This window comes from Streptomyces sp. NPDC002671 (assembly GCF_053592475.1).
Genome location: NZ_JBSFVU010000011.1, coordinates 159709 through 180783, shown reverse-complemented (window position 1 = coordinate 180783; position 21075 = coordinate 159709). Strand labels below are relative to the sequence as shown.

Sequence of the window (21075 nt, the reverse complement as noted above, 5' to 3'; positions counted from 1 at the left end):
GGGGCTTCGTTGCGCCTGCCCCGGTGGCTGGTTTAAAACCCCGGCTGCGGTGAACGGTTGGCCACTTTCCGCCCCTTCAGTGACCGCTTCAGGCGCGGACCGAAAGGCTTCTCGACAAACCGGTACATAAGCCACGCCAGGAGCAGCATGCCGAGCACCGTCGCCGCGAGTGTCGGCCAGGCGGGCAGGCCGAGGCCGCGGTGCAGGATGCGGATGGCGAACCAGCCCAGGTGCTCGTGGACCAGGTAGAACGGGTAGGTCAGCGCGCCGGCCGTGGTCAGCCACCGCCAGTTCGCGCGGCGGGTCCAGCCGAGGGCCACGGCGGCCACGGTCGCGAAGGCCAGGGTGACGATCAGCAGGATGACATGCGGGTTGCGGTGGAAGTCGCCGTGGGCGCCCGGGTGCCACAGCCCGCGTGTGGCGACGCTCTGCCCGAGCAGCCAGGAGACCGCCACGATGCCCCACAGCAGCAGATCGCTGCCGAAGCGGTGGATCAGGTACAGGGCGAGGCCGCCGATGAAGAAGGGCGCGTACTCGGGCATGACCAGCTGGTCGAGCAGCTGGTTGCCGGAGCTCTGGACGAGGACGGCGGCCAGCGTCCACACCCCGCAGAAGAGCACGACCCGGCGGTAGGTGACCCCGCGCACAACGACGCACAGGGCGAACAGCGCGTAGAAGCGGACCTCGACCCAGAGCGTCCAGCACACGCCGAGCACGCGCGGCACGCCCATGGGCTGTTGCAGCATCGTCAGGTTGACCAGGAAGTCGTCCAGCCGGAGAGGTTTCACCACCACCGGCAGGGCGAAAGACGCCGCCGTGATCAGCACCAGCGCGACCCAGTAGGCGGGGTAGAGGCGGGCGACCCGGGAGCGGAAGAAGTCGCCCAGGGTGCGGCCCCAGCTGCTCATGCAGATCACGAAACCGCTGATGACGAAGAAGAACTGCACGCCCAGGCAGCCGTAGGTGGCCGCCTGGGACAGCGTCGGGAAGACCCGGGCCGGGGTCTGGTGCCAGGACTCGGAGACCGTGCCGCCGCGTCCGCTGTAGTGGTACAGGGCGACCATCAGCGCGGCGACGAGCCGTAGACCGTCCAGGGCCTGCAGGCGGCCCTGGCCTTTGCCGGACCGGGCGGGCACCTCCTGGCGTATGAGCGGACCGGGTGTGGCGGCGAGGCCGGGGGGTGACGCTGCCATGGAGGCGGTTTCCTTCCTGGTTCGGTTGTCTCGATCGAGTGCTGACGGCGCCCGGCTCAGCCCTCACGGCTCTTGGCTCAGCGTCGATGGCTTCCGGCCGGGCCTGCGGCCCTGCCCGCGGGCCGGCGCCCCGCGTAGCTACCCGCGTGCGGTCCGGCGCAGGCTGCGCGCCTTGCGCGCCACCCGGCGGACCGTGGCGTTGCGCGGGATGAACGCCAGCTGGGTGGGCACCCCGCCGGGCAGCGCCAGCGAGGTCAGGCGCCGGCGCTTGAAGTAGCGCAGGGTCTTCGCGTTCAGGTTCTTCGTCAGGTACCGCTCGGTCTCCGCGCGCAGCCGCGGATAGATCTTCGGCTGCATCGCGAAGCCCACCGCGCTCACCAGCGCGCCCAGAGCGTCCACATCAATGCCCCGGCGCTGCTCGGTGACCGCAGCCCGGTCGCCCAGCTCGGGCAGCAGCGCGTCCACGATCGTGACCGGCACCCGGTTGCTGTTCTCGTACGGGGTCAGCCGCTCCAGCAGCAGCTGGGTGCCCACCCGGGCGACCGGCAGGCCGTACAGTGCGGACGCGGTGAGCAGCGCAGTGGAGAAGCAGCCGACGACCAGCGCGGGGCGGGTCCGCTGGTAGAGCACCTCAGCGAGGACCGGCATGTCCAGCACGGTCAGCTCGACGCCGAGCTTCTCCGCCTCCTGCTCCAGGGAGCGGGTGTAGCGGGCGGGTGCGGTGGGGTGCGGCTTGAACACCACATTGGTGTGGCCGAACTGGACCGCGTCCTTCAGCATCCGCACATGGAGGTTCTCCTCCTCCTCGGCGGTGAGGATGTCGAGCGCGGAGAGATACTGACCGAGCAGCAGCGCGGGTTCCTCGATCTCCGGCAGGTCGTCGCCGAGCGGGGCGAGCTCGGCGAGCACCTTGGTGAAGGCGGGCGTCGGCACCAGCTCGCCGGGCACGCCGAACTCGGTGAGCAGCAGGGGCTTGAGGCCCGGCACCAGGTCGAGGTGGAGCACCCGGTCCACACGGGTGCCGACCAGCGGGTCGATCTTGTTGCGGGTGGGGCCGTAACTCATCAGGCCGTCGGCGTAGACAGTGACCGGGGCGCCGGTGAAGATCTGCGCGAGCGCGAGCGACGGGTTGACCTGGATGGACTCGACGGCCAACTCGACGTCGTCGTCGCCGAGTTGCCACTCGTGCCGCAGGAACCGCTCCCACAGGGGCATGTCGTCCACGCGGGGCGACCAGCCGCCGGGGTGGAAGGGGAAGATCGTCTCGTTGTACGAGATCACGTCGTCGAAGCGGTCCCGCAGCCGCTCGAAGCCGGGCATCTCGTCCAGGCCGGGCGTGGTCTCGGGGGTGGCCGCGTTGTTGCAGACCAGCAGGATGCGCCGGTCGGCGGGGCCGAAGCGGCCGGAGTCCAGGGCGGCGGCGAGAGTGGCCGTGCCGTAGAGCGTCGACGCCTGGAAGATCTGGGTGGTCACGCGGCGGCTCCCGCGGGGGCCGGACGGCGGCGCAGCCGGCGCAGCTTCGAGGCGCGCTCCAGGTCCATGGAGTCCAGCGCCTCGTCCAGCACGTCCTGCGGCATGCGCCGCAGCGCGGCGGCACTCATGGATTTCAGTTTCTTCGCCACCGCTGGCTCGAACCTTTCGATGGATCCCAGGTGATGGGAAATGATGGCGCAATAGGTGCGGACGGCCTTCGGGAGGAGTTTGTCCGCCTCCGGATCCTTGGCGGTTTCCGCGATGACCTGGTCGAACGCACGAATGAAATCGAGCTGCCGCACATCGCCGATCTGGGTGAGGGACGAGGTGACTCCGCGCCGGTAGAACACACCGAGCATGCTCACCACGGCGAAGGATTCCGCCTCGCGGTGCAGCTTCCAGATCCACGGCCGGTCCTCGGCCGTGCGCAGCCCGTCAGTGAAGTGCAGCAGGCCCTTGTCGACCAGTCGGCGGTGGTAGATGCCCGCCCAGGCGAACGCGTAGTCCACCGAGGTCGACCGGTCGGCGGGCAGTATCGCCTCGCGCGGGTTCATCACGACGCCCCGCCGGCCGTGCGGCACCCGGTGCACGCTGCGCGCCCGCGCGGTGCACTGCACGTGGTCGGTGCGGAGGAAGTCGCAGCCCAGTTCCTCCATGGTCGCGACCAGCTGCGGGAAGTAGCCGGGAGCGAGCCAGTCGTCGCCGTCCAGGAAGGTCAGGTACTCGCCGCGCGCCCGGTCGATGCCGGTGTTGCGCGCGGTCGCCAGTCCTCCGTTCTGCTCGTGCCGGACCATGACCGCGCCCGGCAGCTCGCGCTCCGCGCGCGCGAGAATGTCTGGTGTCCCGTCGCGGGAACAGTCGTCGACGAGAATGAACTCGAAGTCGCCACGCGCATTCGCCTTCAGGCTCATGAGCGTGTCGGGCGCGTATTGCTGCACGTTGTAGAACGGCACGATGACGGAGAGCTTGACCACGCACTGGACGTTAGGTGGAAGCCCGTCATTCGTCTTGACTGTCTGCTTGATGCCGAGTGAACGGCACGTGGCGAAGCTGTGAACCAGGCTTTTTTCGCGCCCGATCACGGCCCGATTCGCCATTCGGCGGTGTGCTGTTAACCGTTTGTTGCATTCGGGTTGGGCGGAACCTCGGAATGGCTTCCTAGCGTCTCCGGCGTGCCAGCAAGTGCAACGAAGGCCCTGCGGGTCGCCGTCCTCGCGGATTCCGACACCCGATGGAAGTGGGGCGGGCTCACCGCCCAGCGCCTCACTCCCGCGGATGCCGAGATCCGGCTCGACGGCTACCTCCTGCGGGGCCGCGCCACCCCGACCGCCCGCCAGCTCGACGAGGTCGGCGTCCGCGCGGACTCCCTCCGCGAGGTCACCGGCGTCGAGTTCCTGCGCGCGATGAGCGAGGAGTCCTACGACCTCCTCGTCCTCGCCCTGGTCGGCGGCGGAGTGCAGGCGATGCTGCACGGCCTCAGGAACATCTGGGGCGGCGCCGGGCAGCGTCCCGTCGTCGTCACCGGCTACGTCGGCGTCGTCTACGAGAAGCTCGCCGACGGGCTGCTGCTGCGCCACGGCGCGGACCTCGTCCTCGCCAACTCCCGCCACGACGCGGACCGTTTCCGGGCCGTGTACGAGGGTGTGGGCGCCGATGCCTCCTCGGTCACCGAGGTAGCGCTGCCCTTCCTCGGCGGCGACCCGTACACCGGTGAACACGACCCGTACACCGTGGTGTTCGCGGCCCAGCCGTCCGTGCCGGACAACCGCAAGGACCGCACGTACCTCCTCAACCGGCTGATCGAGCACGCCCGGAAGCACCCCGAGCGCGAGGTGCTGCTGAAACTGCGCTCCAAGCCCGGCGAACACACCACGCACATCGAGGAGTTGCCGTACCAGAAGCTGGTGCAGGGCAAGGACGTGCCCACCAACTTCCGCCTGGTGTACGGCCACATGGGCGAGGTGCTGGACCGCACCGACCTGCTGGTCACGGTCAGCTCCACCGCCGCCCTGGAGGCCCTGCACCGGCGCATCCCGACGGTCGTCCTGACCGACCTCGGCGTACGCGAGACGCTCGGCAACCACCACTTCACCGGCTCCGGGTGCCTCGCCTCCTGGGACCAGCTCGACGCCGGGCACCGTCCGGCGGCGGACGAGGAGTGGGTGGCCCGGCAGGGCGTTGCCACCGACGGCCTGTACGCCACCGCCTTCGACGCCGCCCGTGAGCGCATCACCAGGCTGCTGGAGCGCCCCGGCGGCCTGCCGCCCCTGAACCCCTACTACACCCCCGAGACCGCGCCCGGCTACCTGCCCGGCATCCTCGCCCGCCACCACCTCGGCCCCGACGGCGCCCCGCTGCCCGGCGCGCCCGCCGCCGACAAGGCGCCCGGACCCGTCCGCCAGATCGTGCGCCGGGCCGCGCGCGGCGCCTACCGCCACGGTGTGCAGCGAGTGGCCCCCGTCATCCGACGCATGGGGGAACTGTGAGCGGCCGGATCCCACCTCAAGGAGAAGAAGCCATGTCCAACTCGGAAGGCGGCCCAGGCACTTCGGTTCGCCGGGTGCTCGCGGTCATCCCCGCGCGCGGCGGCTCCAAGGGCGTTCCCGCGAAGAACCTCGCGCCCGTCGGCGGCATCCCGCTGGTGGCCCGCGCGGTCCGCGAGTGCCGGGCGACCCGGCTGGTGACCGACGTGGTCGTCTCCACCGACGACCAGGCCATCGCCGCCGCCGCGCGGCAGGCCGGCGCCGAGGTCGTGCTGCGCCCGGCCGCCATCGCCGGGGACACGGCGACCTCCGAGGCCGCGGTCCTGCACGCCATGGACGCCCACGAGGCGCTGCACGGCGCGACCGTCGACGTCGTGCTCCTCGTGCAGTGCACCAGCCCGTTCATCGTCCGCGAGGACATCGACGGCGTGGCCGGCGCGGTCGTGGAGAACGGCGCGGACACCGCCGTGACGGTGGCCCCCTTCCACGGCTTCATCTGGCGCGAGGCGAACGCTGAGGACGCTGAGTCCGAGGGCGGGGTGGGCGTCAACCACGACAAGTCCTTCCGCCCCCGCCGCCAGGACCGCCCCCAGGACTTCCTGGAGACCGGCGCCGCCTACGCCATGGACGCAGCCGGCTTCCGCAAGCACAACCACCGCTTCTTCGGCCACACCGAGCTGGTCCGCACCGACCCGGCCCGGGTGCTGGAGATCGACGACCCGCACGACCTGGCGCGGGCCCGCGCCCTGGCGCCCCTGTTCGACGCGGACCGCCCGGGCGCCCTTCCCACCTACGACGACATCGACGCCGTAGTCCTCGACTTCGACGGCACCCAGACGGACGACCGGGTGCTGATCGACTCCGACGGACGGGAGTTCGTCTCCGTGCACCGCGGAGACGGGCTCGGCATCGCCGCCCTGCGCAAGAGCGGCCTGAAGATGCTGATCCTGTCCACAGAACAGAACCCGGTGGTCGCCGCCCGCGCCCGGAAGCTCAAGCTCCCGGTGCTGCACGGCATCGACCGCAAGGACCTCGCGCTGAAGCAGTGGTGCGAGGAGCAGGGCATCGCGCCGGAGCGCGTGCTCTACGTCGGTAACGACGTCAACGACCTTCCGTGCTTCGCCCTCGTCGGCTGGCCCGTGGCGGTCGCGAGCGCCCACGACGTCGTACGCGGCGCCGCACGCGCGGTCACCACCGTACCTGGCGGTGACGGCGCGATCCGAGAGATCGCCAGCTGGATCCTCGGCCCCTCTCTCGATTCCCTCCCCAAGTAAGGACATCCCCCGATGAGCACCAACTCCCGTCTGCGTACGTTCGGTTCGCGCGAGGTCGGCCCCGGCCGTCCCGTCTACATCTGCGGCGAGATCGGCATCAACCACAACGGTGAGCTGGAGAACGCCTTCAAGCTGATCGACGTGGCGGCCGAGTCCGGCTGCGACGCCGTGAAGTTCCAGAAGCGCACCCCGGAGATCTGCACCCCGCGCGACCAGTGGGACATCGAGCGCGACACCCCCTGGGGCCGGATGACCTACATCGACTACCGCCACCGTGTGGAGTTCGGTGAGGACGAGTACCGCCAGATCGACGAGTACTGCAAGGAGAAGGGGATCGACTGGTTCGCCTCCCCGTGGGACACCGAGGCCGTCGCCTTCCTGGAGAAGTTCGACGTCCCCGCCCACAAGGTGGCCTCCGCGTCCCTGACGGACGACGAGCTGCTCCGCGCCCTGCGTGCCACGGGCCGCGCGGTCATCCTCTCCACGGGCATGTCGACCCCGAAGCAGATCCGCCACGCGGTCGAGGTCCTGGGCAGCGACAACATCGTGATGTGCCACGCCACGTCGACCTACCCGGCGAAGGCCGAGGAGCTGAACCTCCGCGCGATCAACACGCTGGAGAAGGAGTTCCCGAACGTCCCGATCGGCTACTCCGGCCACGAGACGGGCCTGCAGACCACGCTGGCCGCGGTCGCCCTGGGCGCCGTGTTCGTCGAGCGCCACATCACCCTGGACCGCGCGATGTGGGGCTCCGACCAGGCCGCCTCCGTCGAGCCGCAGGGCCTGCAGCGCCTGGTGCGCGACATCCGCACCATCGAGGCCTCCCTCGGTGACGGCGTCAAGAAGGTCTACGACTCCGAGCTGGGCCCGATGAAGAAGCTGCGCCGCGTCGCCGGCGTCGTCGCCGAGGCGGAGATCGCCGCGGCGGCGGGCGAGCCGGTCACGGTCTGAAGCCTGCGTTGAGCCCCTTACGACGGGACGGTCGTACGCCGATGAGCCCCCGCGCCGGTCAAGCCGGCCAGCCTCCCCGCACGCTCGCCTTCGTGGAGAGCCCGGTCCAGCTGCTCAACGTACTGGAGTGGGCCCACCTGCAGGGCCTGCGTGGTGCGGAGCCGGACTTCCTGCTGTCCGTGCCCGCGCAGGTGCGGCGGACGGTGGACGGTGATGCGCCGCCACCGGACGGCGCGGAACTCACGGTGGTCGTCCTGTCCCCGACGGACCCCATGACCCGGGGCCAGCTGCGCCGCATGGCGGACCTGGCGCGGGACGAGGGGTACCGGGTGCGCTGGGAGGAGGCGCGGGGCGGCACGACCGCGCCCTTCTCGACGATCGGCGGCCTGGCGGGTTCGCTCCGCCGGGCCGACCGGATCGTCATGGGAGACCCCTTCTCCCGCTACGTGCAGCTGCTGCTGACCATCACCCGGGCGAAGGACCTGGTAGTGGTCGACGACGGCACGGCGACAATGGAATTCGTGGCGCAGCTGGCCCGCGGCGAACGCCTGGTCCGCTGGCACCGCAAGGGGGGCCGGCCGGGCCCTCGTGACCTCCTCTTCGCCCCGGTCTCCTCGTCGGCCCGCCGCCGCCTGACCCCGAGTGCGCACCGCCGCGTGGAGATCTTCTCCTCCATGCCGGTCGAGGAGACCCCCGACGGCGTCACGGTCACCGCGAACGCCTTCGCCTGGACCCGCGACCGCTTCGGCCCGCCGCGCATCACCAAGGGCGCGGACATGGTCGGCACGTCCCTGGTCGAAACGGGCGTGGTCGACGGCGACCGCTATCTGGAGGCGGTCGCTGGTCTGGCCAAAACGCACGGCGCCACGCGCTACTTCGCCCACCGCAGGGAGAGCACGGACAAGCTGCACCGCCTCGCGGTGGAAACGGGCCTGGAGATAGTCCGCCCGGACCTCCCCCTGGAATTGATCGCCCGCCGGGGCCCCATCGGCCGTACAATCCTGAGCTTCCCGTCGACGGTCGTCCACACGCTGCCGCTGGCGCTGGCCGGCACGGGAGTGCGTGTCGCGGTGTGCGACATCGACCCGTCGTGGCTGACGGAGAACGCGTCCCCGCGTGCGCAGGGCTTCCTGTCGGGGGTTACGGGGACGGCGAAGGATGTGCACCGGCTGGCTTCGGTGGCATTGGCCTGACGAATCGTCTACCTGGGCGCCTGACCCGTCGCGAGCCGTGCATGCCACGGACGCGGCGGAGCTGTTCGCCGGGGAGGTCGGGTAGTCCGGACGAATTCTGGCGTGATCCTTTCGCCGCGCTAAGATCCGTGCGCTGCAGACGAGTTGACACACGGGGGAACAGTGACCGGCGACGCCATGCCCGCAGGGGCCTTTCAGCCGCTGACCGAGGACGACCCGCGGGCGATCGCCGGGTACCGGATCGCCGCACGGCTCGGGGCCGGTGGCATGGGCAAGGTCTATCTGTCCCACACCCTGGGCGGACGGCCCGTCGCCATCAAGGTGATTCGGTCCGAGTTCGCCGAAGACCCGGAGTTCCGGCGGCGGTTCGCGCAGGAGGTGCGGGCGGCCGAGCGGGTTCAGGGGCTGTACACCGCTCCGGTGATCGACAGTGATACGGAGGGGTCGCAGCCCTGGCTGGCGACCGCCTACGTCTCCGGGCCCACGCTCGCCACCGCCGTTGCCGAGCACGGGCCGCTGCCCACGTCCACGGTCCTGCTGCTCACCGCCGGGGTGGCCGAGGCCCTCCAGGTGGTGCACGGCGCCGGCATCGTGCACCGTGACCTGAAGCCGTCCAACGTGCTGCTCGCCGCCGACGGCCCCCGAGTGATCGACTTCGGTATCGCCCGTGCCGCCGACTCCACCGCGCTGACCAACAGCGGCGTCACTGTCGGCACGCCCGCCTTCATGTCGCCGGAACAGGCGGCGGGGCGGGCCGTGGGGCCGCAGTCCGACGTTTTCGCCCTCGGGCAGGTCGCCGCCTTTGCCGCCCTGGGAAGGTCCGCCCACGGGGACGGGCCCTCCCACGCCGTTCTCTACCGGATCGTGCACGAGGAAGCGGACCTCAGCGGACTGCCCGCCGAACTCACCGAACTCGTACGCCGGTGCCTTGCGAAGGAGCCGGACGCGCGTCCGTCGCTCAGTGAGGTTCTCGCCCTGTGCGGTGCCGCGTCCGGCGCCACGCAGCTGCGCCGTCCGGAGGACTGGCTGCCGGGCGCGGTCACCACGGTCATCGCCGACCGCTACAGCGCGCCCCTGCCGGGACCGGCGTCGGGTCCGGTGCCCGGTCCGGTGCCGGCCGAGCAGCCCACCGCGTCTTCGACCGCGCCGCCGCAGCACCCCCCGACGGCCGTGGCCGCAGCCGCCCCGGCGCAGCCGGCGACACCTCCGCCACCTGCGTACGTGCCGACGCAGACGGCCCAGCCCGTGCAGCCCGTGCAGCCTGCGTATGCGCCTACCCAGACGGCCCAGCCCGTGCAGCCCCCGCAGGCTGCGTATGCGCCTACCCGGACGGCTCAGCCCTTCCAGCCCGCCACCCCGTACCCCGGGCCGCCCCCCGTCGTCGTGGGGCAGCCCGGTCGTCCCGCCCGCCGGCGGACCGGGGTCGTCCTCGGTGGTGTCGCGGGTGCCGTCGTGCTTGTCCTCGGTGTCATCGGCTATCTGGCCGACAACGGCGGTGACAGCGGGGGCGGGAAGCACACCGGCGCCGCCGCGGCCCCGGCCGGCGGACACAGCACCAGTGCCCGGCCCACAGGCGGCGCGACCACCGGCGCGCAGCCCAGCGCCTCCGCGAGCAGCACCCCCACGCCCACGGTCTACAAGAACTTCAACCTGACCGACGGCTACCACCTCAAGTTCAGCGACCAGCCCCTGGTCCCGCAGGACTCCAACTACGACGACCTGTACCTGATGTGCGGAGACTCCTGCACCTTCGGGTCGTACAACACCAAACTCGTCCTGCTCGACCAGGGCGAGAAGGGCTCGCTGGACACCTGCAAGCAGGACACCCGGTTCCTGCCCCAGGAGGTGTCCGTAAGCCGGTTCTCCAAGGGCAGGCAGCTGTGCGCGATCACGCAGGACGGCATCGTCGCCCTGGTGACCTTCGACGGCCAGTCGTCCAGCAACAGCGCCAGCCGCTACGTCACCCTGGACATCAGCATCTGGCGTGACGCGGTACCGGCCACGTAGGACTAGCCGGGTCGCCGGGCCAGTACGAACGCGCGTGGGCGGGTCTCCTCCCCGGAGGGTTCCCGGAACACCGTCGCCACCTGCTCCAAGCCCGCCTCCGTGAGCAGCGCGGTCATCTGCTCCGGCGTACGCCAGTGGTAGTCGAGGGCGATCTCGTGGCCGAAGCGTTCGGTCAGGCGCAGTCCGCCGGGCTCGGTGCCGGACTGGAAGGCCAGCAGGACGGGGGCGCCGGGGAGCAGGGTGCGGTGGAACTCCGCGAACACCCTCGGCAGGTGGTCGTCGGGGACGTGGATCGTCGAGTACAGGGCGAGGATGCCGCCGAGGGTCGCGTCCGGGAGGTCCAGGGACGTCATCGAGCCCACGTGGAAACGGAGTTGGGGGTGCGCCTCGCGGGCCAGGGACACCATCGCGGGGGAGAGGTCCACCCCGAACGCCGGGACGCCGAGGTCGTGCAGCAGCGCGGTGACGTAGCCGGGACCGCTGCCCAGGTCGGCCACGGGGACCGGGCCGTTCGCCCTGACCAGTTCCGCGAAGGCCGTGACCACGGAGCGGTCTAGGGGGTGGAAGAGGCCGGTCGGGTAGCGGGCCGTGTAGTCCTTGGCGATCGCGTCGTAGGAGGAGCGGGTGGTCTGGAGGAAGGACGGACTTGGCGTCGGCGTCGGGGTCGCATCGCTCACGGGCGCGCACCCTAGCCGGTTCCGCGCGCTACCGCGTACCCCTCGGACGGACCAGGCCCGTCCCCCAGCCGCTCCCTAGCCCCGCCGAATCCCGTCCCATGGACAAGTCGAGCGGGACTGTGGTGCGGCGTGGTATCCGTGTAGGGGAAAGAAGGGTTTTACCCATCCAAGTCCTCCGCCATGCGTCCGCCGGTCAGATTTTCTTCCCCTAACGGGCTGAACTTTTGTTGATCGAGGGGTAGTTGATCAGTCGGGCGTCCTACCCTTCAGAGGGTGAACCAATTGATGTCCCTTGAGTCCGAGGCAGACCTCCCCGGGGATGTGCTCCCCGGCGTGCTCAGCGAGACCCTGCACGCCGAACTCGTCGCCTTCCGCCGCGACTTGCACATGCACCCCGAGTTGAGCAACCAAGAGTTCCGTACGACGGCCGCGATCAAGGAGCGGCTTGAGCGGGCCGGGCTGCGCCCTCGCGTCCTCTCCACCGGAACCGGACTCGTGTGCGACATCGGCCTCGCCGAGGGGGAGGGGGAGCGGCCGGCCGTACCGATGCTCGCGCTGCGCGCCGACATCGACGCCCTGCCCATCCCGGACACCAAGACCGATTGTCCGTACCGGTCGACCGTGCCCGAGCGCGCGCACGCCTGCGGGCATGATGTGCACACGACCGTCGTGCTCGGCGCCGGCCTCGTCCTCGCAGAGCTGCACGCGCTCGGCCTGCTGCCCCGCCCCGTGCGGCTGCTCTTCCAGCCCGCCGAGGAGGTGCTGCCCGGGGGTGCCCTGGACGTCATCGAGGACGGGGTGCTCACCGGGGTCGGCCGGATCCTGTGCGTGCACTGCGACCCCAAGGTCGACGTCGGGAAGATCGGGCTGCGGCAAGGGCCCGTCACGAGCGCGTGCGACCGGCTGGAGATCGCGCTCGACGGGCCCGGCGGGCACACCGCCCGGCCCCACCTGACCACCGACCTGGTCACCGCTGCCGCCCGTGTCGCCGTCGACGTGCCCGCGGTGATCGCCCGCCGGGTCGACACCCGCGCCGGTCTCGCCGTCACCTGGGGGCGGATCGAGTCGGGGCACGCCCCGAACGTGATCCCGCAGCACGCCGAGCTGTCCGGGACGGTGCGCTGCCTGGACCTGGACGCCTGGCGGCAGGCGCCGGACCTCGTGCACGCCGCGATCGACGAGGTCGCGACCCTGCACCGGGCCAAGTCCGAGATCAACTACGTGCGGGGCGTGCCGCCCGTCGTCAACGAACGCGAGTCCACCGAGCTGCTGCGCCGCGCGATGGTCGCCCGGCGCGGCATGCACTCCGTCGAGAGCACCGAGCAGAGCCTCGGCGGCGAGGACTTCTCCTGGTACCTGGAGCGGGTGCCGGGGGCCATGGCCCGGCTCGGCGTGCGGCGGCCCGGTGAACGGACCGTGCGCGATCTGCACCAGGGCGACTTCGACGCCGACGAGCGCGCGATCACGGTCGGGGTGGAGCTGTTCACCGCGGCGGCCCTCCTGGAGGCGGACTCGGCGCAGCTGTGAGCGGGCGGCCCTGCGGGGCCGTTGCTCGCTCTGACCTGGAGGTCCCTGCGGAGTCATTCCCCTGTCTGGCGCAACAGACCCTCCAGCCATTCCCACACCGTGCGCACCAGTGCCGTGTCAGGCCGAAGATCCCGAGTTCAGCCGCTGTTTGCCTCGAATAGATAACGGCTTTGCGAGAGGTGTTTTTCTGACATCTACGCGCGTTACGATTCCGCGAAGCCGACGCCGCCGGGGCGTTTCGGCTCGAGCACTGGCATGGTGCTCACATCAAGCGCCGACATGGCGCTCAGGTCAGGTGAAGGAGCCTTCCCGTGCGCCGGGTAGCCAAGCTTTCTGCTGCGTGTATCGCGACCGCAGCCCTCGCCGTGACTGCCACTGCCTGTGGCAGCACCTCCTCGGACAACACCAAGCCGTCGGCCTCGGGCGGCGGCAAGGGTGTCAAGATCGGTCTGGCCTTCGACGTCGGCGGCCGTGGTGACCGGTCCTTCAACGACTCCGCCGCGCGCGGTGCCGACCAGGCCAAGAAGGAGTTCGGCGGCGACATCAAGGAGCTGACCGCCAAGACCTCGGACACCGAGGCCGACCGCGAGCAGCGCCTGTCGGACCTGGCGGACGCCGGCTACAACCCCGTCATCGGCGTCGGCTTCTCCTACGCCGCCTCCATGACCAAGGTCGCCGCGAAGTACCCGAAGGTCAGCTTCGGCATCGTCGACTCGGTCGTGGACGCCAAGAACGTCGACAGCATCACGTTCACCGAGGAGCAGGGCTCCTACCTGGCGGGTGTCGCCGCGGCGCTGAAGTCCAAGGACCACCACGTCGGCTTCATCGGCGGTGTCGACGTCCCGCTGATCAAGAAGTTCGAGGCGGGTTACGTCCAGGGCGCCAAGGCCACCGACCCGAAGATCAAGATCGACACCCAGTACCTGAGCCACGGCTCGGACATGTCCGGCTTCGCCAGCCCCGACAAGGGCAAGGAAGCCGCGCAGGGCATGCTGGACAACGGCGCCGACGTCATCTACACGGCGGCCGGCTCCTCCGGCAACGGTGCGATCGAGGCCGTCAGCGGCAAGAAGGGCGCCTGGGCCATCGGCGTCGACTCGGACCAGTACAACATCCCGGGTCTGGCCAAGTACAAGAACGCGATCCTGACCTCGATGGTCAAGAACGTGGACGTCGGTGTCTACGACTTCATCAAGTCCGTCCACGACGGCAAGCCGCTGACCGGCGTCAACGCCTACTCGCTCGGCAAGGGCGGTGTGTCGCTCGCCACTAGTGGTGGCTTCATTGCCGACATCCAGGGCAAGCTGGACGCAGCGAAGAAGCAGATCGTCGACGGCACCATCAAGGTCAAGACCACCCCGTGACCTGATGGGTCCGCTCGGACCCCGGCTCGGCGCGGGGGCCTCGCAGCCCCCTCGCCGAGCCATAACAATGTGTCAACTCTACGCGTGTAGCGTGGAGTTGCCGCGCTAGCGTCGCCGACGCCCAGCCCCCTCCCCGCAGCCCCTTTTCCCCGAGGAGAGTGCGCCATCAACGCGTCCAGCCCTCCCGCTGCCGTCGAACTGCGCGGCATCACCAAGCGCTTCCCCGGTGTCGTTGCCAACCGCGACATCGACATCACCGTCCGCACCGGCACCGTGCACGCCCTGTGCGGTGAGAACGGCGCCGGCAAGTCCACCCTGATGAAGATCCTCTACGGCATGCAGCAGCCGGACGAGGGCACCATCACCGTGAACGGCGAACGGGTCACCTTCCACAACCCCGGCGATGCCATCGCGCGCGGCATCGGCATGGTGCACCAGCACTTCATGCTGGCCGACAACCTCACCGTGCTGGAGAACGTCGTCCTCGGCGCGGAGAAGCTGTACGGCATCGGCGCCAAGGCCCGCGCGAAGATCAAGGAGATCTCCGACGCGTACGGCCTGAACGTCCGGCCCGACGTGCTCGTCGAGCAGCTCGGCGTCGCCGACCGCCAGCGCGTGGAGATCCTCAAGGTCCTCTACCGCGGTGCCAAGACCCTCATCCTGGACGAGCCCACCGCCGTCCTGGTGCCGCAGGAGGTCGACGCGCTCTTCGACAACCTGCGCGAGCTGAAGGCCGAGGGGCTCACCGTCATCTTCATCTCCCACAAGCTGGGCGAGGTGCTGTCGGTCGCCGACGAGATCACCGTCATCCGGCGCGGCACCACCGTCGGCACCGCCGAGCCGCGGTCCACCACGCCCAAGCAGCTGGCCGAGATGATGGTCGGCAGCGAACTGCCCACGCCGGAGACCGAGGAGTCCACGGTCACGGACGTCCCGATGCTGAAGCTGGCCGGGGTGCACCTGGCGCAGACCGACCTCGACGGCATCGAGCGCATCATCCTCGACGAGATCTCCCTCACCATCCACAAGGGCGAGGTCCTCGGCATCGCCGGTGTGGAGGGCAACGGCCAGTCCGAGCTGGTCGAGGCGATCATGGGCATGCGCCACCCGGACACCGGTGTCATCACCCTCGACGGCACCGACATCTCCCGCGCCGCCACCCGCCACCGCCGCGAGGCCGGCATCGGCTACATCCCCGAGGACCGCCACCGCCACGGCCTGCTCCTCGAAGCGCCGCTGTGGGAGAACCGCATCCTCGGCCATGTCACCGAGAAGCCGAACTCGCGCGGCGGACTGCTCGACCTCAAGGCCGCCCGCACCGACACCGAGCGCATCGTCGAGGCCTACGACGTCCGCACGCCCGGCATCGAGGTGACCGCTGCCTCGCTGTCCGGCGGCAACCAGCAGAAGCTCATCGTCGGCCGCGAGATGAGCCACAACCCCAAGGTCCTCATCGCCGCCCACCCCACCCGTGGCGTGGACGTCGGCGCGCAGGCCGCGATCTGGGACTACATCCGCGAGGCCCGCCGCGAGGGCCTGGCCGTGCTGCTGATCTCGGCCGACCTGGACGAGCTGATCGGGCTCTCCGACACCCTGCGGGTGATGTACCGCGGCCGTCTGGTCGCCGACGCCGACCCCGCCACGATCACCCCCGAAGAGCTGGGCTCCGCCATGACGGGTGCGGCCTCCGGCCACCTGGAGCACACAGAGGACGACGAGCGATGAACAAGCTGACCTCACGGATCGACAAGGAGCGGCTGTTCCTCGGGATCGCCGCGCCGCTGCTGGCGATCGTCGCCGCGCTCGTCGTCACCACTCTGGTGATACTCGCGACCGGCAAGAACCCCGGCGACGCCTTCAGCGACATGACGACCTACGGCTTCGCCAGCGACAGCCAGGTCTACATCCTGAACAAGGCGACGACGTACTACCTTGCCGGTGTCGCGGTGGCCATCGGCTTCCGTATGAACCTGTTCAACATCGGTGTCGACGGCCAGTACCGGCTCGCCGCGTTCATCGCCGCGGTCCTCGGCGGCGCACTGACCGCGCCCGGCTGGATCTCCATCCCGCTGATCATCCTGTGCGCCATGGCGACCGGTGCCCTGTGGGCGGCCATCGCCGGCATCCTCAAGGTGACCCGGGGCGTCAGCGAGGTCATCTCGACCATCATGCTGAACTCGATCGCCACCGCGATCATCGCCTACCTGCTGCAGCCCGGACGGCTCGCCGAGCTCTCGCAGGGCGGCACCGTCATCTCCACCAAGCCGCTGCCGTCGTCGTCGTACTTCTTCAGCATCGACACGGGCCCGGCCGGCGAGCTGTGGGGCTTCATCGTCGTCGCCGCGCTCGTCGGCATCGCGTACTGGTTCGTGCTCGGCCGCACCCGGTTCGGCTTCGACCTGCGCACCGTCGGCCAGTCCGAGACCGCCGCCTCCGCGAGCGGTGTGTCGGTGAAGAAGATGGTCGCGACCAGCATGATCATCTCGGGTGCGGTGGCCGGTCTCGTCGGTATGCCGACCCTCCTCAACGACAGCCACCAGTTCAGCAACGACTTCCCGGCGGGCATCGGCTTCACCGGCATCGCCATCGCGCTGCTCGGCCGCAACCACCCGATCGGCATCGCGCTCGGCGCCCTCCTGTGGGGCTTCCTGGAGCGCACCACCAACCACCTGGAATTCCAGGGTTACGACAAGGAAATCCTCGGCGTCATCCAGGGCGTCATCGTCCTGTGCGTCGTCATCGCCTACGAGGTCGTGCGCCGCTACGGCCTGAAGCGCCAGCAGCAGAAGGTCGGCGCCGAACTCGCCGCCCAGGCCGCCGCTCCGAACGGGAAGCAGGAGGTGGCGTGATGACTGCCACGATGACCGACGCGCCGCCGCCCGCGGCGCCCAAGGCGGATTCCGCCGCGAAGGCCTCCGGCCGCTCGCTCGGCCAGATCCTCATACTCGTAGCCGGGGCCCTGCTGCTCCTGGCCGCGGTCCGCGTGATCACCGACGCGAACCAGCTCGACTCCGCCGGACAGGTGAGCGCCGCCATCGGCCTCGCCGTGCCGATCGGTCTCGCCGGTCTCGCCGGCCTGTGGTCCGAGCGCTCCGGCGTGGTCAACATCGGCCTCGAAGGCATGATGATCCTCGGCACCTTCGGCGCCGGCTGGATCGGCTGGCAGACCAACCCCTGGCTCGGCCTGCTGTGCGGCATCGGGTTCGGTGTCCTCGGCGGCCTGGTGCACGCCGTCGCGACCGTCACCTTCGGTGTCGACCACATCGTCTCCGGTGTCGCGGTCAACCTGCTCGCGCTCGGCGCGACCCAGTACCTGGCCAAGCTGTTCTTCGCCGGCGGCAAGGCGGCGGACGCGGGCGGCAACCCCAAGCAGTCCCCGCCCGTGGACTCGCTGCCCGACGTCACCGTCCCGGGTCTGTCGGACGGCCTGTCCTCCATCGAGAAGCACCACTGGTTCCTGGTCTCCGACCTCGCGGGCATCCTCGGCGGTCTGGTCACCAACCTGTCCGTGGTGACGATCCTGGCCGCGCTGCTGTTCGTCGGCACCTGGTGGGTCCTGTGGCGGACCCCGTTCGGTCTGCGGCTGCGCTCCTGCGGTGAGAACCCGACCGCGGCGGAGTCCCTCGGCGTCAACGTCTACAAGTACAAGTACGCGGCCGTGGCCGTCTCCGGCGGCCTCGCCGGCCTCGGCGGCGCCTTCCTGGCGCTGGTCACCTCGCACACGTACCTGGAGGGCCAGACCGGCGGGCGCGGCTACATCGGCCTCGCTGCCATGATCTTCGGCAACTGGCGCCCCGGCGGCCTCGCGATGGGCGCGGGCCTGTTCGGTTACTCCGACGCGCTCCAGCTGCGCAACGGCGGCGTGACCGTCCACGCCCTGCTGCTCCTCCTGGTCGTCCTCCTCGCGGGGCTGGCCGGCTGGAAGCTGTACAAGAAGGCCCTGTGGCAGGGCGTCATCAGCGCCGTCATGGCCGCGCTCGTGCTGGTCTGGTACCTGTTCACGGACGAGGTCCCGAGCGACTTCGTCGGCGCCACCCCGTACGTCGTCACCCTGCTCGTGCTGTCGCTCTCCGCGCAGCGCCTGCGGATGCCGAAGGCGGACGGCATGCGGTACCGGAAGGGTCAGGGCAAGTGACGACGCCGGCCGCCGAGTTCGACTGGGAGACGCTGCGGGCCCAGGCGCGGGAGGCGATGTCCCACGCCTACGCCCCCTACTCCGGCTTCCCGGTCGGCGTGGCGGCCCTGGTCGACGACGGGCGCACGGTCTCCGGCTGCAACGTCGAGAACGCCTCGTACGGGCTCGGCCTGTGCGCCGAGTGCGGGCTGGTCTCGGAGCTGCAGCGCTCGGGCGGCGGCCGGCTGACGCACTTCACCTGCGTCGACGGCACCGGCGGCCTGCTGGTCCCGTGCGGTCGCTGCCGCCAGCTGCTCTACGAGTTCGGCGGCCCCGACCTGCTCCTGGACACCCCCGCGGGCGTCCTCCCGCTCTCCGAGATGCTGCCCCAGGCCTTCGGCCCGGACCATCTCGCCAAGTAACTCCCGTACGGCCCTCCTGACCCGCTCAGGAGGGCCGTACACCTTCGCACCACCTTCGCACCTCCCGGAAGGAAGCCATCAGCCATGGCCATGGACGCCATCTCCGTCATCCGCACCAAGCGGGACCGCGGTGAGCTGACCGACGCGCAGATCGACTGGGTCATCGACGCCTACACCCGCGGCGAGGTCGCCGACGAGCAGATGTCTGCGCTCGCCATGGCGATCCTGCTCAACGGCATGAACCGCCGTGAGATCGCCCGCTGGACGGCGGCCATGATCGCCTCCGGCGAGCGCATGGACTTCTCGTCCCTGTCCCGCCCGACGGCGGACAAGCACTCGACGGGCGGCGTGGGCGACAAGATCACCCTGCCGCTGGCGCCGCTCGTGGCCGCGTGCGGGGCTGCCGTCCCGCAGCTCTCGGGCCGGGGCCTCGGCCACACGGGCGGCACGCTGGACAAGCTGGAGTCGATCCCGGGCTGGCGCGCCCTGCTCTCCAACGAGGAGATGCTGTCCGTGCTGGACGGCGTCGGCGCGGTGATCTGCGCGGCCGGTGACGGCCTGGCCCCCGCCGACAAGAAGCTCTACGCCCTGCGTGACGTGACCGGCACGGTCGAGGCGATCCCGCTGATCGCGTCCTCGATCATGTCGAAGAAGATCGCGGAGGGCACGGGCAGTCTGGTCCTGGACGTGAAGGTGGGCACGGGAGCCTTCATGAAGACGATCGAGGACGCCCGTGAGCTGGCGTCGACGATGGTCGGCCTCGGCACGGACCACGGGGTGAAGACGGTCGCGCTCCTCACGGACATGTCCACCCCGCTCGGCCTCACGGCGGGCAACGCCCTGGAGGTCCGCGAGTCGGTCGAGGTCCTGGCCGGCGGCGGCCCCGCGGACGTGGTGGAACTGACCATCGCCCTGGCCCGCGAGATGCTGGACGCGGCGGGCGTGAAGGACGCCGACCCGGCGAAGGCCCTGTCCGACGGCTCGGCGATGGACGTCTGGCGCCGCATGATCGCGGCCCAGGGCGGCGACCCCGACGCCGTGCTCCCCACGTCGAAGGAACAGCACGTGATCAAGGCGCCGTCCTCGGGTGTCCTGACCCGCCTGGACGCCTACGACATCGGCATCGCCGCCTGGCGCCTGGGCGCAGGCCGCGCCCGCAAGGAGGACCCGGTGCAGGCGGCGGCCGGCGTGGAGATGCACGCCAAGCCGGGCGACACCGTGACGGAGGGCCAGCCCCTCCTCACCCTCCACACGGACACCCCCGAACGCTTTGACTACGCCCTCCAGGCGGTCGAGGGTTCGTACGACATCGCGGCCGAGGGGACCGAGTTCACGGCTACGCCGGTGGTGCTGGAGCGTATTGCCTGACCTGCAGTTTCCTCTTGCGGGTGAACGGGATCGGTGGACCTCCGCCGGTCCCGTTCGGCATGTTGGCCGGGTCTGCGGCTGACCCTCACCCCAACACCGTCGCCACCCCCACCAGTACCGGCACCGAGACCACCGTCGACAGCAGGATCGACTCGCGGGCCAGGGACCTGGCCACTCGGTAGCGGCTGGCGTAGGTGAAGAGGTTCTGGGCGGAGGGGAGGGCCGAGGTGACCACGACGTCGCGGAGGGGGGCGCCGTGCAGGCCGAAGAGGGCCGTTGCCAGGGCCCAGGCCGTGGCCGGCTGGCCCAGGGACTTCAACGCCACCGAGAGCAGGACCAGTTGACGGTCCCGCCCGGGGCTGAGGGGCGCGTTGCCGTGCAACGACATGCCGAAGGCGAGCAGGGCTGCCGGCACGGACATGTTGCCGATAAGGGTGACGGGGGCCATCACCGGGCCGGGGACCCGTAGGCCCGCCGCCGACACCACGACGCCCGCGAGGGAGCCCATCGCCACCGGATTGCGCAAAGGCGTCAGCAGGCGCTGCCACACCGTGGCCTTCTCGCCCATGCCGGACAGGTCCAGGATCGTCACGGCGACGGGCGCGACCAGGACGACCTGGAAGAGCAGCACCGGTGCCACCAGGGACGCGTCGCCCAGCACGTACGCGGCGATCGGGATGCCGAGGTTGCCCGAGTTGACGTAACCGGAGCACAGGGCGCCGATCGTGGTGCGGCCCACCCCCCAGCCCCGTACCGCGCCGACGGCCACGAACACCCCGGAGACCGCCGCCGTGCTCAGCGCCGTCACCACCAGGCGGCTGGAGAACAGCACCGCGAGGTCGGCCTTGGCCAGGGTCGTGAAGAGCAGTGCCGGTGTCGCCACCGAGAAGGCCAGCCCGGTCAGCACCTCCTGGCCCTGACCGCCGAGCGAACCGCGCCGCCCGAGCACATACCCCACCCCGATGACGACGGCGATCACCGCGAACCCGCTCAGTACCCCCTCCACGGGATCCAACCCTCCGGCCGACC

At 70.4% G+C, this 21075-nt stretch carries 17 protein-coding genes; 12 read left to right on the top strand and 5 right to left on the bottom strand.

Translation table 11 applies throughout. The features are described from left to right. Positions 1–32: 32 nt before the first annotated feature. The 3 genes from ACWD35_RS19345 to ACWD35_RS19335 form a co-directional block, all read right to left on the bottom strand. Positions 33–1193, bottom strand: coding sequence for an acyltransferase family protein (locus ACWD35_RS19345; protein ID WP_451352471.1), 1161 nt, complete (start codon positions 1191–1193; stop codon positions 33–35). Between the two features lie 138 nt (positions 1194–1331). After that, on the bottom strand, positions 1332–2666 hold the full coding sequence (locus tag ACWD35_RS19340; RefSeq protein ID WP_451352470.1) for an alpha-2,8-polysialyltransferase family protein: 1335 nt from the start codon (positions 2664–2666) through the stop codon (positions 1332–1334). Then, positions 2663–3640, bottom strand: coding sequence for a glycosyltransferase family 2 protein (locus ACWD35_RS19335; protein ID WP_451352469.1), 978 nt, complete (start codon positions 3638–3640; stop codon positions 2663–2665). The genes ACWD35_RS19340 and ACWD35_RS19335 overlap by 4 nt, the downstream gene beginning before the upstream one ends. Positions 3641–3838: 198 nt before the next feature. Here ACWD35_RS19335 and ACWD35_RS19330 point away from each other — a divergent pair, with 198 nt between their 5' ends. From ACWD35_RS19330 to ACWD35_RS19310, 5 genes are all read left to right on the top strand, one after another. Continuing rightward, a complete protein-coding gene (locus ACWD35_RS19330) occupies positions 3839–5152 on the top strand; it encodes a DUF6716 putative glycosyltransferase (RefSeq protein ID WP_451352468.1) in 1314 nt (437 codons plus the stop codon). A 32-nt stretch (positions 5153–5184) separates the two neighbouring features. Beyond that, positions 5185–6423, top strand: a complete 1239-nt coding sequence (locus tag ACWD35_RS19325) for a cytidylyltransferase domain-containing protein (protein ID WP_451352467.1) — start codon at positions 5185–5187, stop codon at positions 6421–6423. A gap of 12 nt (positions 6424–6435) precedes the next feature. Continuing rightward, a complete protein-coding gene (locus tag ACWD35_RS19320) occupies positions 6436–7374 on the top strand; it encodes an N-acetylneuraminate synthase family protein (protein WP_451352466.1) in 939 nt (312 codons plus the stop codon). Between the two features lie 41 nt (positions 7375–7415). Next, positions 7416–8567: a hypothetical protein gene (locus ACWD35_RS19315; RefSeq protein WP_451352465.1), complete on the top strand. Its 1152-nt coding sequence runs from the start codon at positions 7416–7418 to the stop codon at positions 8565–8567. Positions 8568–8729: 162 nt separating this feature from the next. Further along, on the top strand, positions 8730–10574 hold the full coding sequence (locus ACWD35_RS19310; protein WP_451352464.1) for a protein kinase domain-containing protein: 1845 nt from the start codon (positions 8730–8732) through the stop codon (positions 10572–10574). A gap of 2 nt (positions 10575–10576) precedes the next feature. Here ACWD35_RS19310 and ACWD35_RS19305 read toward each other — a convergent pair whose 3' ends face one another. After that, on the bottom strand, positions 10577–11251 hold the full coding sequence (locus ACWD35_RS19305) for a class I SAM-dependent DNA methyltransferase (RefSeq protein ID WP_451352463.1): 675 nt from the start codon (positions 11249–11251) through the stop codon (positions 10577–10579). A 285-nt stretch (positions 11252–11536) separates the two neighbouring features. Between ACWD35_RS19305 and ACWD35_RS19300 the strand changes: the two genes are divergently transcribed. From ACWD35_RS19300 to ACWD35_RS19270, 7 genes are all read left to right on the top strand, one after another. Further along, the gene (locus ACWD35_RS19300; RefSeq protein WP_451352462.1) at positions 11537–12778 is read left to right on the top strand and encodes a M20 family metallopeptidase; all 1242 of its coding nucleotides are present in this window, start codon (positions 11537–11539) and stop codon (positions 12776–12778) included. 311 nt (positions 12779–13089) lie between these two features. After that, positions 13090–14142, top strand: coding sequence for a BMP family lipoprotein (locus ACWD35_RS19295; RefSeq protein ID WP_451352461.1), 1053 nt, complete (start codon positions 13090–13092; stop codon positions 14140–14142). A gap of 165 nt (positions 14143–14307) precedes the next feature. Continuing rightward, positions 14308–15867 (top strand): ABC transporter ATP-binding protein, encoded by a 1560-nt coding sequence (locus ACWD35_RS19290; RefSeq protein WP_451352577.1) that lies wholly within the window; start codon positions 14308–14310, stop codon positions 15865–15867. Then, positions 15864–16991 carry an ABC transporter permease gene (locus tag ACWD35_RS19285; protein WP_451352460.1) on the top strand — a complete coding sequence of 376 codons (1128 nt, stop codon included), beginning with the start codon at positions 15864–15866 and terminating at the stop codon, positions 16989–16991. Before ACWD35_RS19290 ends, ACWD35_RS19285 begins: the two co-directional genes overlap by 4 nt. After that, positions 16991–18277, top strand: a complete 1287-nt coding sequence (locus tag ACWD35_RS19280; RefSeq protein WP_451352459.1) for an ABC transporter permease — start codon at positions 16991–16993, stop codon at positions 18275–18277. Before ACWD35_RS19285 ends, ACWD35_RS19280 begins: the two co-directional genes overlap by 1 nt. Beyond that, positions 18274–18678 (top strand): cytidine deaminase, encoded by a 405-nt coding sequence (locus ACWD35_RS19275; protein ID WP_451352458.1) that lies wholly within the window; start codon positions 18274–18276, stop codon positions 18676–18678. The genes ACWD35_RS19280 and ACWD35_RS19275 overlap by 4 nt, the downstream gene beginning before the upstream one ends. Positions 18679–18762: 84 nt before the next feature. Beyond that, positions 18763–20046, top strand: a complete 1284-nt coding sequence (locus ACWD35_RS19270) for a thymidine phosphorylase (RefSeq protein ID WP_451352457.1) — start codon at positions 18763–18765, stop codon at positions 20044–20046. Between the two features lie 85 nt (positions 20047–20131). Here ACWD35_RS19270 and ACWD35_RS19265 read toward each other — a convergent pair whose 3' ends face one another. Next, positions 20132–21052, bottom strand: a complete 921-nt coding sequence (locus ACWD35_RS19265; RefSeq protein WP_451352456.1) for an AEC family transporter — start codon at positions 21050–21052, stop codon at positions 20132–20134. Positions 21053–21075: the final 23 nt, after the last annotated feature.

Excerpts from the sequence above, each read along its gene's own strand:
- ACWD35_RS19345 (WP_451352471.1), bottom strand. The coding sequence starts at position 1,193 with ATGGCAGCGTCACCCCCCGGCCTCGCCGCCACACCCGGTCCGCTCATA.
- ACWD35_RS19325 (WP_451352467.1), top strand. The coding sequence starts at position 5,185 with ATGTCCAACTCGGAAGGCGGCCCAGGCACTTCGGTTCGCCGGGTGCTC.
- ACWD35_RS19320 (WP_451352466.1), top strand. The coding sequence starts at position 6,436 with ATGAGCACCAACTCCCGTCTGCGTACGTTCGGTTCGCGCGAGGTCGGC.
- ACWD35_RS19315 (WP_451352465.1), top strand. The coding sequence starts at position 7,416 with ATGAGCCCCCGCGCCGGTCAAGCCGGCCAGCCTCCCCGCACGCTCGCC.
- ACWD35_RS19300 (WP_451352462.1), top strand. The coding sequence starts at position 11,537 with ATGTCCCTTGAGTCCGAGGCAGACCTCCCCGGGGATGTGCTCCCCGGC.
- ACWD35_RS19285 (WP_451352460.1), top strand. The coding sequence starts at position 15,864 with ATGAACAAGCTGACCTCACGGATCGACAAGGAGCGGCTGTTCCTCGGG.
- ACWD35_RS19280 (WP_451352459.1), top strand. The coding sequence starts at position 16,991 with ATGACTGCCACGATGACCGACGCGCCGCCGCCCGCGGCGCCCAAGGCG.
- ACWD35_RS19270 (WP_451352457.1), top strand. The coding sequence starts at position 18,763 with ATGGCCATGGACGCCATCTCCGTCATCCGCACCAAGCGGGACCGCGGT.